12 protein-coding genes and 2 pseudogenes are annotated in these 13,663 nt (G+C 36.7%); all 14 read right to left on the bottom strand.

Annotated features, from left to right (window positions below):
• Positions 1-278: 278 nt before the first annotated feature.
• The 14 genes and pseudogenes from lysS to ftsH all read right to left on the bottom strand — a co-directional run bounded on the left by lysS (position 279) and on the right by ftsH (position 13,659).
• Positions 279-1,778, bottom strand: coding sequence for a lysine--tRNA ligase (gene lysS / locus MVE64_RS13955; RefSeq protein ID WP_247339046.1), 1,500 nt, complete (start codon positions 1,776-1,778; stop codon positions 279-281).
• A gap of 96 nt (positions 1,779-1,874) precedes the next feature.
• Positions 1,875-2,875, bottom strand: a pseudogene (gene dusB / locus MVE64_RS13950) (tRNA dihydrouridine synthase DusB).
• Between the two features lie 26 nt (positions 2,876-2,901).
• Complete coding sequence (locus MVE64_RS13945; protein ID WP_098795071.1) at positions 2,902-3,105, bottom strand: helix-turn-helix domain-containing protein; 204 nt, start codon at positions 3,103-3,105, stop codon at positions 2,902-2,904.
• A complete protein-coding gene (gene folK / locus MVE64_RS13940; RefSeq protein WP_247339045.1) occupies positions 3,057-3,584 on the bottom strand; it encodes a 2-amino-4-hydroxy-6-hydroxymethyldihydropteridine diphosphokinase in 528 nt (175 codons plus the stop codon). Before folK ends, MVE64_RS13945 begins: the two co-directional genes overlap by 49 nt.
• The gene (gene folB / locus MVE64_RS13935; protein WP_247347053.1) at positions 3,581-3,943 is read right to left on the bottom strand and encodes a dihydroneopterin aldolase; all 363 of its coding nucleotides are present in this window, start codon (positions 3,941-3,943) and stop codon (positions 3,581-3,583) included. The genes folK and folB overlap by 4 nt, the downstream gene beginning before the upstream one ends.
• Positions 3,936-4,786 (bottom strand): annotated as a pseudogene (gene folP / locus MVE64_RS13930) (dihydropteroate synthase). Before folP ends, folB begins: the two are co-directional and overlap by 8 nt.
• Before the next feature lie 13 nt (positions 4,787-4,799).
• Entirely contained in the window at positions 4,800-5,660 is an 861-nt protein-coding gene (gene pabC, locus MVE64_RS13925; protein WP_247339043.1) for an aminodeoxychorismate lyase, read from the bottom strand.
• A gap of 5 nt (positions 5,661-5,665) precedes the next feature.
• A complete protein-coding gene (pabA, locus tag MVE64_RS13920; protein ID WP_247339042.1) occupies positions 5,666-6,250 on the bottom strand; it encodes an aminodeoxychorismate/anthranilate synthase component II in 585 nt (194 codons plus the stop codon).
• Positions 6,251-6,260: 10 nt separating this feature from the next.
• A complete protein-coding gene (trpE, locus tag MVE64_RS13915) occupies positions 6,261-7,676 on the bottom strand; it encodes an anthranilate synthase component I (RefSeq protein ID WP_247339041.1) in 1,416 nt (471 codons plus the stop codon).
• A gap of 193 nt (positions 7,677-7,869) precedes the next feature.
• A complete protein-coding gene (gene cysK / locus MVE64_RS13910; RefSeq protein ID WP_247339040.1) occupies positions 7,870-8,793 on the bottom strand; it encodes a cysteine synthase A in 924 nt (307 codons plus the stop codon).
• Between the two features lie 163 nt (positions 8,794-8,956).
• Entirely contained in the window at positions 8,957-9,793 is an 837-nt protein-coding gene (locus tag MVE64_RS13905; protein ID WP_247339039.1) for a peptidyl-prolyl cis-trans isomerase, read from the bottom strand.
• Between the two features lie 28 nt (positions 9,794-9,821).
• Entirely contained in the window at positions 9,822-10,703 is an 882-nt protein-coding gene (hslO, locus tag MVE64_RS13900) for an Hsp33 family molecular chaperone HslO (RefSeq protein WP_247339038.1), read from the bottom strand.
• Positions 10,704-10,753: 50 nt separating this feature from the next.
• Entirely contained in the window at positions 10,754-11,524 is a 771-nt protein-coding gene (locus MVE64_RS13895) for a type III pantothenate kinase (protein ID WP_247339037.1), read from the bottom strand.
• Between the two features lie 203 nt (positions 11,525-11,727).
• On the bottom strand, positions 11,728-13,659 hold the full coding sequence (gene ftsH / locus MVE64_RS13890; protein WP_247339036.1) for an ATP-dependent zinc metalloprotease FtsH: 1,932 nt from the start codon (positions 13,657-13,659) through the stop codon (positions 11,728-11,730).
• Positions 13,660-13,663 lie beyond the last annotated feature (4 nt).

The following is a 13,663-nucleotide window of genomic DNA, read 5'->3' as shown; positions in this document are numbered from 1 at the left end:
ATATAGCTCATAAAAGTTTGTACTATATAGTACGTTTTTGTTAATCGAAATTAACTTTTGCACGCTTGGTTTTGTTTAGTTTTCAAAGATCATTGTTTAACAACAACTTTCACATTATAACAAACTTCAAAACTAAAAGTCAACAGTTTTTTTTATTTGTTATTTGTATGTTATCTGCCTGTTTCGCAGCAACGTATTCTAATATACCATCGCAAACAAACTTACGCAAGTACTTTTTTAAAAAAATTAAACCCCTGCATTTTTGCAGGGGTTCTTTATTAACGATGTCTCATTTGCGGGAATAGTAATACATCACGAATTGAAGGAGAGTTCGTTAATAGCATTACTAATCGATCAATTCCAATTCCTAATCCACCAGTTGGAGGCATTCCGTATTCTAGAGCTTCAATAAAGTCTTCATCCATCATATGAGCTTCATCATTACCTTGCTCACGTTCTTTAAGTTGTGCTTCAAATCTTTCCTTTTGGTCAATTGGATCATTAAGCTCTGTGAAGGCATTTGCGTGTTCACGAGCAACAATAAACAACTCAAAACGGTCAGTGAAACGATCATCTTCATCGTTTTTCTTAGCCAAAGGAGAGATCTCCACCGGGTGACCGTAGATGAAAGTAGGTTGAATTAATTTCTCCTCTACTTTCTGTTCAAAGAACTCATTTACAATGTGGCCATATTGCATATGTTCAGTAATCTCTACATTATGTTCTTTAGCAAGAGTTCTAGCTTCTTCGATCGTCATTTCCTTCCAGAAGTCAGCACCTGTATGTTCTTTAATTGCATCTACCATATGAAGTCTTGTCCACTTCGGCTCAAGATTCACTTCATACTCTCCATATTGTACTGTTGTTGTTCCTAACACTTCTTTCGCACAATGTGCAATGACATTCTCAGTTAATGTCATGATATCTTGATAATCAGCATATGCTTCGTAAAGTTCAATCATTGTGAATTCAGGATTGTGACGAGTAGAAACTCCTTCATTTCTGAATACACGACCAATTTCATAAACTTTTTCTAATCCACCTACGATTAAACGCTTTAGATGCAATTCTATAGCAATACGCATGTATAACGGCATATCTAATGCATTATGGTGTGTAATAAATGGACGTGCAGACGCCCCACCTGGGATAGAGTGCATAGTTGGCGTTTCAACTTCTAGATATCCTTGGTCATCTAAATAACGTCGCATCGCTTGAATAATTTTACTACGCGCAATAAATGTTTTCTTACTTTCAGGACTCATGATTAAATCTACGTATCTTTGACGATAACGTTGTTCAATATCTTTTAATCCATGAAATTTATCCGGTAGTGGACGCAATGCTTTTGTCAGCAATTCGAACGATTTCACTTTTATCGATAGCTCGCCAACTTTAGTTTTAAATACCACACCTGTTACACCAATGATATCACCAAGATCAGCAGTATTGAAAATCTCATATGCTTCATCACCTACTGCATCTTTACGAACGTAGATTTGAATTTGACCTGATAAATCTTGGATGTGAGCAAAGCCTGCTTTACCTTTACCTCGCTTGGTCATAATTCTCCCCGCTATTGTAACTATTACTTCTTTTTCATCTAATTCTTCTTTTTCTATTCCTTCGTATGTTGCGATGATATCTTCAGTTTGATGTGTTCTTTCAAATCGCTTACCGAATGGATCTAACCCTTTTTCTCTTAAATTATGTAATTTCTCACGTCTAACTTTGAGTTGATCACTCAATTCTTCTTGATTCATTTCTTCCTGACTCATACTAACACTCCTATCTATACAAATTGAAAAGCAGAAAACTGCCAGGAATACTGGCAGTAAAAACAGCAAAACAATAGATAACTACTAAACTGAATATTAACCTGCTTGGCTAGCACTATCTTCTTTTGCTTCCATCTCTAAAACAAACTCATCTAATAGATTAACAAATTCTTCTCTAGTGTTCATTAAATTGATGTCATTACGAACCTTTGCATTACCTCTAATACCCTTTAGGTACCAGGCAGCATGTTTTCTCATTTCACGAACTGCTACATTTTCATTTTTTAATGCTATTAGACGATCTAGATGAAGCTTGCAAACTTCCATCTTCTCACGCACACCAGGTTCATCCATCAATTCGCCAGTTTCTAAAAATTTAACCGTACGATAAATCATCCACGGATTTCCTAGTGCTGCGCGACCGATCATAACACCGTCAACACCTGTTTCATCTAGCATGCGCTTTGCATCTTGAGGTGTTGTAACATCACCATTTCCTATTACAGGAATGTTAACAGATTCTTTTACTTCTTTAATGATATCCCAATTTGCTGTACCTTCATACATTTGTACTCTAGTACGACCATGAAGAGCTACTGCTTTTCCACCTGCACGCTCTACCGCTTGGGCATTTTGAACGGCATAAATATGATCTTCATCCCAGCCCATGCGCATTTTAACTGTAACTGGCTTATCTACCGCTTCTACTACCGCCGATACCATGTCATAAATTTTATTTGGATCTAAAAGCCATTTTGCCCCTGCATCACATTTTGTGATTTTCGGAACTGGACATCCCATGTTTATATCAATAATATCAGCTGTTGTATTTTTATCAACAAATTTAGCCGCTTCAACAAGTGTATCCTTTTCACCACCGAATATTTGTAAGCTTAATGGCTTTTCACGTTCATCAATATAAAGCATTCCCATTGTTCTTGCATTTTTTAAAAGGATAGCTTTATCACTTACCATTTCAGCACATACTAATCCAGCGCCAAACTCTTTAACTGTTAGTCTAAAAGCTGCATTACATACTCCTGCCATTGAAATAAAACGACTCTGTTCTTTAATTCAATATCGCCAATCTTAAACATTCTGCATACCTCCTTTTGCTAGTAGTTTAGTTTGGGGTTAATTCCTCTACTGTTACATTAAGGGATTTTGCTACATCCTCTATAAACTCTTTACTGGGTTCGCGATTTCCTCTTTCTATTTCGCCTAATACAGAAACAGAAACACCAAGATCCTTGGCAAAACTCTCTTGGGTATATCCTTTTAATTTTCTAAAAGCGCGAATACGTCTACCCCATTTTTCTGCTTCCATATTCGTACTCCTTCTTTATCTTGTAATTGATCTATGATAGTTGAAATTGGTTTATCTAAAGTAGGAATGCTTATGTCTTTGTTTAATTCATACAAAGGGATAAGAACAAATGCTCGTTCATGCATTCTAGGATGAGGAACAATTAATTGTTCTGCTTCAATATTTTCATGATTATACAGCAAAATGTCAAGGTCTAAAGTTCTTGGTCCCCATTTTACTTCCCTTTTTCGGTCAAGTAGTTTTTCAATTTCCTGGAGAGAAAGAAGAAGCTGAAATGCTGTTAAATCAGTGTTAGCATGAATAACCATATTTAAAAATTGCTCTTGATCTGTGAAGCCGATCGGATCTGTTTCATAGATGGAGGAAATATTTACTACACTAATAGAAGGATGTTGATTGATTTTCTTTATAGCATCGAGAAGATATCTTTCCCGATTCCCCATATTCGAACCTAGTGCTATATAAACATCATTTTTCATGTTCTTCCCCTTTTTATTTCAACAGCGACTTCCTTATAATGTCCAGGAATTGGAGGGTCTGGCTTAATCACTTTCACTTCACAAAAATGAATAAGCGGAAATTCTGTTAGTAGTTTTCTTGCGATTTGTTCTGCTACAGATTCTACAAGTTTATAGGGCTTACCTTCCACTACTTCCTTGCAGCATTTATATAAAGATGCATAGTTTACACTATACTCTAATTCATCTGTTTCTCCAGACTTTTTTAAGTCCAACTCAACAACCAGGTCTACTCTAAAACGTTGACCCAGCTTATTTTCCTCTTGAAATACACCGTGGTACCCGTAAAACTCCATCCCGCTTACATATATTTTATCGATTGTTTACTCCTCCCTTCCCAAGCATAACATCCATCATTTTAGCCATTCTGGACATCTCTAACACATCATGTATTCTCATAATATGACATCCCTTTTGGATTCCTAAACAAACCGTTGCACCAGTTCCCTCCATACGTTCTGTTGGAGGAACATCTAGGATATGTCCTATAAACGATTTTCTTGAGGTACCTAGCAATACAGGATATCCTAGTTGGACGAAAGCATCGAGATTTCTCATCACTTCTAGATTATCATCCATTGTTTTTGCAAACCCGACCCCTGGATCAAGAATGATTTTCGCATCCTTAACTCCCGCTTCTTTAGCAATAGCCACAGACTCCATTAAGTCTACAATCATATCAGGTATAAGCTGTTCGTAATTCTTATTTGTTCGATTATGCATTAGAATAATCGGTACATCGTATTCTGCAGCAACCTTTGCCATATTAGGATCTGCCTTCGCTCCCCAAACATCATTTATGATCGATGCTCCTGCTTCAATTGCTTGTTTAGCTACTTCCGCTTTATAAGTATCAATTGATATTGGAGCTTTAATCACTCGTGAAAGATTTTTTATAACAGGAATAACACGATCTAACTCTTCCTCTTGCGTGACTGTACTAGCCCAGGTCTAGTCGATTCTCCACCAATATCAATAATGTCTGCACCATGTTGAAGCATTTCCTCCGCACGTTTAATCGCAAGGTCTATGGTGCTAAACTTCCCGCCATCAGAAAATGAGTCAGGTGTTATATTTAAAATCCCCATAATTAAGGTTTTATCATGATAATTAAGAGTATAGTCACCACATTCAATCATCTGTTGCTTTGTTAAAGTTTTCATCGTCCTCATTCCTTTATAACTCTTGTATACTTAATAGTTTGGTCTTATAGTGATTATACAAGTCAGTTAACTTCTTACTGTACTCCCCTTCATTCCCTTGGAAATATTGCTCATGGATTTTTTTAACCGGAACAATTTCTTGGGATGAATTCGTTATAATTACCTCAGTGGATTCGAACAAATGTTCTTTATGGTAAAAACCTTCATAAAAAGGAATTTCTAATCTCTCTAAACACTTGATGATAAACTGTCTTGTGATTCCGTTTAGAATTCCAGTCTCTAATGATGGTGTGTAAACAGCGCCTTCCTTCACCCAGAAAATATTAGAAACAACCCCTTCTGCCACATATCCTTTTTCAGTTAGAAAAATACCTTCCAAATCAGGAGTTCCTTTAAGTTCACGCTTTCCTAAAATATTGTTTAGGTAGTGATGGGATTTTAAACGTTCCCTTCCTTCAGGCGTGTTTCTTCTTAAATTAAGTATCGCTGCTTCCTTTTCGGTCATATTTACTGGTGGAGCTTTTCTAATAAAACACATAATGGTTGGCTTATCATAATCCTGAAGTAGTTTCCCAACTTCTCCAAGGCCAGCTGAGATGTTTAACCGAACTGTAACATCTTCATTTTGACAGGCATTTATCCTTAAAAGCTCCTGAATCATCTCATACATTTCTTCAAAATCAATTTGGTATGTGATCCCTAATTGATCAACTGCATGTTGGAGCCTTGCTAAATGATCATGTAGTAAAAAAGGAAAACCCTCATATATTCTAAATGTTTCAAAAACCCCTAATCCATAAAGAAAGCCATGATCAAATGGAGAAATCGTGGCTTCTGTATCTTTTATAAACTGTGAATTAATGTATATATACACACCTATTAGCTCTTTTCTACAGGTTTATATTGATTAATAAAGTTTCTAAGAAGGTCTTTACCGAATGTTGTCATTATCGACTCAGGATGAAATTGCACCCCTTCAATGGGTAATGTTTTATGGCGGAGGGCCATAATTTCATTTTCATCTGTCCATGCCGTTACTTCTAAGCAATCCGGTAACGTTTCATTTTTTACAATTAAAGAATGATAACGCGTAGCAGTAAATGGGTTCTCCATTTCTTTAAAGATTGTCTCACCGTTGTGATGCATCTCAGATGTTTTACCATGCATCAAACGCTCGGCACGCACTACATCGCCACCGAATACTTGGGCAATTGACTGATGACCGAGGCACACTCCAAAGATTGGAATTTTCCCAGCAAAATATTCAATTGCTTCCATGCTAATACCAGCTTCATTAGGACTACATGGTCCAGGGGATATCATTAAAAATTGTGGATTTAACTCTTCAATTTCTGCGATTGTGATCTCGTCATTTCTCTTAACAACCAATTCTTCCCCTAATTCACCTAAATACTGTACTAAATTAAATGTAAATGAATCATAATTATCAATCATTAAAATCACTATACTCACCTCAACCTAATATTTTCTCTTCTTTGCTCAACTCAATAGCTTGAACTAACGCTCTTGCCTTCTTTAAAGCTTCTTTATATTCATAATCCGGATTAGAATCAATAACAATTCCTGCCCCAGATTGAACATACCCAAATCCATCTTTTGTGATCATTGTACGAATGACAATATTTAATTCCATATTTTCATCAAAGCCGATCCAACCTATTGAACCTGTATAAATTCCTCTTCGGGTTGGTTCAAGCTCTTCAATAATTTCCATTGTTCTTACTTTAGGTGCTCCTGTAATTGTACCACCTGGGAAGGTCGCTTTGATAACATCTGTATAATTTGCTTCTTTTTTTAATGTCCCTTTTACATTTGAAACAATATGCATCACATGTGAATATTTTTCAATGACCATAAATTCATTTACATGAACAGAGCCATACTCACAAACTCTCCCGAGGTCATTGCGCTCCAAATCAACAAGCATCACATGTTCGGCTCTTTCTTTTTCATTTTCAACCAACTCATTTGCAAGTTTTAAATCTTCTTGCTCATCTTTCCCTCTTGAACGAGTACCTGCAATTGGTCGTGTACTTACAACATCACCTTGTCTTTTAACAAGTAATTCCGGGGAGCCACTTATTATTTGAAATTCAGGAAAATGTAAATAAGCCATATATGGAGACGGATTGACTTTACGCAATGTCTCATAAATCTTAAATGGATGATTTTCCAATGCAAAATGCTGTCTTACAGACAAATTAACTTGAAAAACATCTCCTTGACTAATATAGGTTTTAATTGCTTCAACAGCTTTTTTAAATCCCTTTTCAGAAAATGTTATTGGGTTAGATGAGGGTCCATTTACCATTAACTCTGGTTGTTTAACGTTGTTCACTTCAGAGGTCCAACTATCCTTCATTTTCTGCAGTTTATTCTCTGCCTGCTGTTTTTCTTGTTCATGATAATAGTGAGTGATTAACCATAGCTTGGACGTATGATGATCATAAACAGCTACATCATCAAAAAGAAGAAAATATATATCAGGTGTTTCTAAATCATCTACAGCTACAGCAGGTAATTTTTCAAAATGACGCACACAATCATAGCTAATAAAGCCAATGGCACCACCTTGAAAATCTGGGAGATTAGGATCTGATTCAGTATAGTACTGTTGGAACCAATCTTTAAAAAGATCAAGAGGCTTTCCCTCTTTTACAATGGTTCCTTGTTCATTTGTTATCATCAGCTGCTCATTTTTTCCCATTACCGAGGCTATAGGCTTAATACCCGCAATACTATATCTTCCACCACGACCACTTTCTAAGATGGCATGCTGTTCTTCATCTTGTGTAAGGTACTTATATTGATTAAAGAAATCTTGTTCATAATCAAAATGTATACTTAACGATGCCCGTCTTTGCTGCATGACTAATCTCTCCTTTAAAACTCTTATATCCATTTTACATAAATGTGTGAAAGAAAACATAGTATTTTAGCTTTTTCTTATAAAATTAGTATGCTGCTTACCTGGAGGAAATATAAAGACACAACAAGCTAAGGAGTTATTAAAAATAAAAAAGGAGCTGACAAGGTCAACTCCTTTTTAAGTTAAATCTATATTAATCAAATTGATATAAAGGTGTACTTAAGTAACGCTCACCGTTACTTGGGATAACAGCTAATACTTTTTTACCTTTACCTAATTCTTTAGCTACTTTTAAAGCTGCAAAAATTGCTGCACCTGAAGAGATACCGCCAAGAATACCTTCTTCTTTAGCTGCTCTTCTAGCTGTTTCAAATGCTTCTTCATTTTTAACAGTGATGATTTCATCATAAACATTTGTATTTAAGATATCTGGTACGAATCCAGCACCAATACCTTGGATTTTATGTGGACCTGGTTTTCCGCCTGAAAGAACCGGCGAATCTGTAGGCTCAACTGCATAAATTTTAATAGAAGAATAGTTTTCTTTTAAAACAGAACCAGCACCTGTGATTGTCCCACCTGTACCAATACCTGCGATAAACGCATCTAGTTGATCGCCCATTTGTTCAACAATCTCTTTACCAGTTGTTAAACGGTGTACTTCAGGATTTGCTTCATTTTTAAATTGTTGAGGCATAAAGTAACCATGCTCTTTTGCAAGCTCTTCAGCTTTACGGATTGCTCCTCCCATACCTTCAGCTCCAGGAGTTAGCACTAATTCTGCTCCATATGCACGTAGCAGGTTTCTACGCTCTAGGCTCATTGTATCAGGCATAACTAAAATTGCATTAATCCCCTTAGCTGCAGCTACCATCGCTAAACCGATTCCAGTGTTACCACTAGTAGGCTCAATGATTGTGTCGCCAGGTTTTAAATCACCCTTCTTTTCTGCAGCTTCGATCATAGCAAGTCCAATACGATCTTTAACACTACTTCCAGGGTTCATAAACTCTAGTTTTAGGTATACATCTGCACTGTTATCATCAACAAGTCTGTTTAACTTTACAACCGGTGTTTCACCAATTAATTCATGTATAGAATTTGCTACACGCGCCATACTATTCCTCCTCTATCCCGAGTAAATTTATTGGATTTATAAGAGTAATATATCAATTTAATTCAAAATTGTCAAAACCTTTTATGCTATTTGTACTAATTTTTCCCTGTTTCATCTTCATAAAACCAAGATACACCAATCTCTTGCCACAATGGGTCTGCAGTCACAGCCCTTCCATTTTCTCAAGTGCTATTTGTCTGCGGATTTGGTCCTTTACCTCATCATACGAATACGTTTTACCAACCAATTTTTCCTTCAGGAGCAGAACAGCATAACCCACATTCACCTTTATCGGGTGACTCCAGTCTCCTGCAGAAAGCTCAGGAGCAATTTGCAAGTATTCCTTCGAGACATAATCATTGTCTGTGGAGATAAAGCCAATATCTCCACCCTGATTTGCTGTAAATTCATCAATTGATGCCTCGAGTGCCAAAGCTTCAAAGCTAGAACCGCCGGCAAGTTCTTTGATTATAGCTTTTGCTTCTTCTTCTGTTTTGACAACAATATGTGATAAGTGATAGATATCTTTTATATCATAGAGTTCTTTATTATTTTCATAAAATGAGCGAAGATCTTCTTCAGGAACCTCAACATCTTTTGTCAAAAGCTCCTCTAATAAAATACTATATCTGATTTGCTGTTCCCAATTTTGCTCTTCAGAAAACTGTTCTTCATCTAGAGATGTATACATTGATTTATAAAAAGTTAGTTCCCGTTCAATAACCTCATCAGATACTGATAGATCGTATTTTTCAGCAAGTTCCTCAACAACCTTCACGTTCACTAATTCTCTTAATGTGTCTTTGCCATAACGTGTTTCCAGCTCGGCCATCCATTGTTCTCTTGTAATGGTTGTTTCACCAATTGTTGCAATGACTTCATCTTCCTGTTCATCTCCATTAACAGGAAGAACTCCATAAGGATTAATAAAATATGCAACAGTTAAGCAATTTAGAATAACTAAGCCGAAAATAACACTCCATAATGTTTTCCCGCTCACTCTCTCCAACTCCCGGTAAAACTTATCGTTATTGACTTGCGGCTTTCTTTAATTCCTCTAAGTCCTTTCTAGTAAGCAAGTAGGTTTCATTACAAAAATGACACTGCGCTTCAGCTTGACCTTCATCATCAATCATTGACTGAATCTCGTCTACTCCCAAACTAACGATTGCATTTTCAATTCGTTCTTTTGAACACTGACAACGGAATGAAACAGGTTGTTTTTCGAGAATCTTTACATTTCCTTTACCAAGCACTTCATCTAAAATCTCTTCCGGTGTTAAACCTCTTTGAATTAACTTAGAGATAGGCTCAATACTGTTTAATCTATTTTCTATTTCAGTAATTGTTTCATCATCCGTTCCCGGGAGTAACTGAATAATAAATCCACCTGAAGCCAGGATTGTATTATCAGGATTAACTAAAACTCCTACTCCTACAGACGAAGGAACTTGTTCAGATGTAACAAGATAATATGTAAAGTCTTCTCCTAATTCACCAGAAACAATTGGTACTTGTCCAGAAAAGTTATCCTTTAATCCAAGATCCTTCACAACTGTCAGCATTCCATCTGTTCCAACAGCTCTTGCCACATCAAGCTTACCCTGAGCATTTAAATCAAAATGAGTTTGAGGGTTTGTCACATATCCTCTTACTTCACCTTTTGAATTGCTATCAACAAGGATAACGCCAATTGGACCTTTTCCTTCAACCTTAATGGTCAGCTTTGCGTTACCTTTTAACATAGAACCCATCATAACTCCTGCTGTCATAGCACGTCCTAAAGCTGCAGATGCTGTAGGCCATGTTTGGTGTCTTCTTTGAGCTTCGGCAACTGTTTCTGTCGTTCTTGTCGCATATGCCCTTACTTGATTGTTATATCCCATGGCTTTTATTAAATAGTCGTTCATCGTTAACTCCCTTCTTTTGTACCCTGTAACTGGCACCTTAGAAAAAATACTTATGCATGAACATTGCGTTCATAAATTAGTTGTAAACCTCTTAATGTTAGAAATGGATCAACAATATCAATACAATCAGATTCCTTAGCAATTAAGGAAGCAAGTCCTCCAGTTGCAATAACTTTAGGTACTTTATTAGATTGTTCTTTCATCCGTTTAACAATACCTTCAACTTGACCAACATATCCATATAAAATACCTGCTTGCATCGCACTTACTGTATTTTTCCCAATGATATGTTCAGGTCTAGTAATTTCTATTCTTGGAAGCTTAGCTGCTCTTGAATAGAGAGCCTCTGTAGAAATATTTATTCCCGGTGCAATAGCACCACCCATGTACTGTTTTTCTTCATTCACATAACAGTATGTAGTAGCTGTGCCAAAATCAACAATAATAAGGGGGCTTCCATAATCCTGAATGCCTGCAACTGCATTGACGATTCTGTCAGCTCCAACCTCGCGGGGATTTTCATATTTTATGTTTAAACCTGTTTTAATCCCTGGACCAACAACCAGCGGTTTTATGTCAAAATATTTACTACACATTCTTTCTAGTGCAAACATGATCGGTGGTACAACCGATGAAATAATAATGCCTTCAATTTGCTTGAAGGATATATTCACATGTTCAAATAAGTTCTTTATCAACATACCAAACTCATCTTCTGTTTTGTTTCGACTCGTTTCTATTCTCCAATGGTGCTTTAAAGCATCCTGCTCATATACACCCAAAACAGTATTTGTATTTCCTACATCCAATACAAGAATCAAAAGGATCACCACTTTATCTGTTCTATTTTATATTGACATTCCTGTTATATTTTATCATAAAGTTACTCTACTTCCATATTTGAGACTACCGTGAATAGGTAAGAATAACAAAAATGTATAAAGGTTAGCAGATCACACTTCTTGTTCATCTTTTTTGCACATAAAAAAGATCGACAACAATATATGTCATCGATCTTTTTCTATTATTTCTCAGAAGATTGCTCATCTTCTTTTTTACTGTTAATATTCACTTTTACATCTTCTGAACTTTCACCATTTGCCTGGTTACTTGTTACCGGACGATCTGGAAGCTTGCCTTTTTCAACAAGACTTGAGATTTGAGCTGCATCAAGTGTTTCAACCTCTAATAATGTTTGAGCAACTAATTCAAGCTTCTCACGATTATCAGTAAGTATTTGACGTGCACGCTCATAACTTTCCTTGATGAAACGTTGAATTTCCATATCAATTTCATGTGCTATAGCATCACTATAGTTTTGCTCATTATGGATATCGCGTCCTAAGAACACTTGACCACCCTGAGATTGACCAAATTGCAATGGACCTAGTTTTTCACTCATTCCATATTCAGTAACCATTTTACGAGCAATGTTGGTAGCTCTTTGGAAGTCATTATGTGCTCCTGTACTTACTTCACCGAAGATAATTTCCTCAGCTACACGACCACCAAGTAAACCAGTGATTTTATCAAGTAGTTCAGGTTTCGTCATAAAGTAACGATCTTCTTTAGGTAGCATAACTGCATATCCACCTGCTTGACCACGAGGGACAATGGTTACTTTATGAACCATATCTGCTTCATCTAACACGACACCAATAATTGTATGTCCTGCTTCATGATAAGCAACAATATTACGTTCTTTCTTGGAAATAACACGAGTCTTTTTAGCAGGACCAGCAATTACTCGGTCTGTTGCTTCATCAAGATCTGTGTTATCAATTTTCTTTTTATCCTGCCTTGCTGCAACAAGTGCTGCTTCATTTAACAGGTTCTCTAAATCCGCACCCGAGAATCCAGGTGTACGAGCAGCAATTGCTTTTAAATCGACTGACTCATCTAACGGTTTATTACGAGCATGAACTTTAAGTACTGCCTCACGACCAATTACATCTGGGCGGTCAACCGTAATTTGACGATCAAAGCGACCTGGACGTAATAACGCAGGGTCAAGAATATCAGGTCTGTTTGTAGCGGCAATAATGATAATACCTTCATTAGCTCCGAAACCATCCATCTCAACAAGTAATTGGTTAAGGGTTTGTTCACGTTCATCGTGCCCTCCACCTAAACCAGCACCACGTTGACGACCAACAGCATCAATTTCATCAATAAAGATAATACATGGAGCATTTTTCTTCGCATTCTCAAATAAATCACGAACACGTGAAGCCCCGACACCGACAAACATCTCAACGAAATCCGAACCACTAATTGAGAAGAACGGCACTCCCGCTTCACCTGCAACTGCTCTTGCAAGCAATGTTTTACCTGTACCTGGAGGTCCTACTAATAGAACACCCTTAGGAATTCTTGCGCCTAGCTCGGCGAATTTACGAGGATCTTTTAAGAATTCAACAACCTCGACTAGTTCTTGCTTTTCTTCATCAGCACCCGCTACATCTTTAAATTTAACCTTTTTCTTTTCCTCACTGTAAAGCTTGGCTTTACTTTTACCGAAGTTCATAACACGGCTACCACCGCCCTGAGCCTGGTTAAGTAAGAAGAAGAATAAAATAAAGATAATGACGAATGGAATGATGGATGTGAAAAATGTAACCCATCCACTTGTTTCTTCAGCTGGCGCAACATCCAATTTGCTTACATTGTTTGCTTCAGCAGCTTTATCAACACGATCCAATCCTTGTTCGGTTGGTATGTACGTTAGAAAGGTTTCGTCTTCTGAATAACCTTTCATTTTACCTCTTACTTCAAATACACCTCGAACCGGTTGTACAGTCATTTCTGTTACATTTCCATTATTTAAGTCAGAAATGAATTCATTATACGTTATTTGCTCCGTTTTAGGATTAGCACCTGTAAAGAAGCTAACAACTCCAATGATGACTAAAAATATTAGTAAATAAAATATGGTATTACGGAAGATCCGATTCATTCCT

Source organism: Metabacillus endolithicus (assembly GCF_023078335.1).
GTDB classification, from domain to species: domain Bacteria; phylum Bacillota; class Bacilli; order Bacillales; family Bacillaceae; genus Metabacillus; species Metabacillus endolithicus.
The sequence above is the reverse complement of the archived record's forward strand: the minus strand, read 5'-3'. Positions and strand labels throughout refer to the sequence as shown.

Coding starts and splice junctions, on each gene's coding strand:
- lysS (WP_247339046.1), bottom strand. CDS start 1,778: ATGAGTCAGGAAGAAATGAATCAAGAAGAATTGAGTGATCAACTCAAA.
- MVE64_RS13945 (WP_098795071.1), bottom strand. CDS start 3,105: ATGGAAGCAGAAAAATGGGGTAGACGTATTCGCGCTTTTAGAAAATTA.
- folK (WP_247339045.1), bottom strand. CDS start 3,584: ATGAAAAATGATGTTTATATAGCACTAGGTTCGAATATGGGGAATCGG.
- trpE (WP_247339041.1), bottom strand. CDS start 7,676: ATGCAGCAAAGACGGGCATCGTTAAGTATACATTTTGATTATGAACAA.
- cysK (WP_247339040.1), bottom strand. CDS start 8,793: ATGGCGCGTGTAGCAAATTCTATACATGAATTAATTGGTGAAACACCG.
- hslO (WP_247339038.1), bottom strand. CDS start 10,703: ATGAACGACTATTTAATAAAAGCCATGGGATATAACAATCAAGTAAGG.
- ftsH (WP_247339036.1), bottom strand. CDS start 13,659: ATGAATCGGATCTTCCGTAATACCATATTTTATTTACTAATATTTTTA.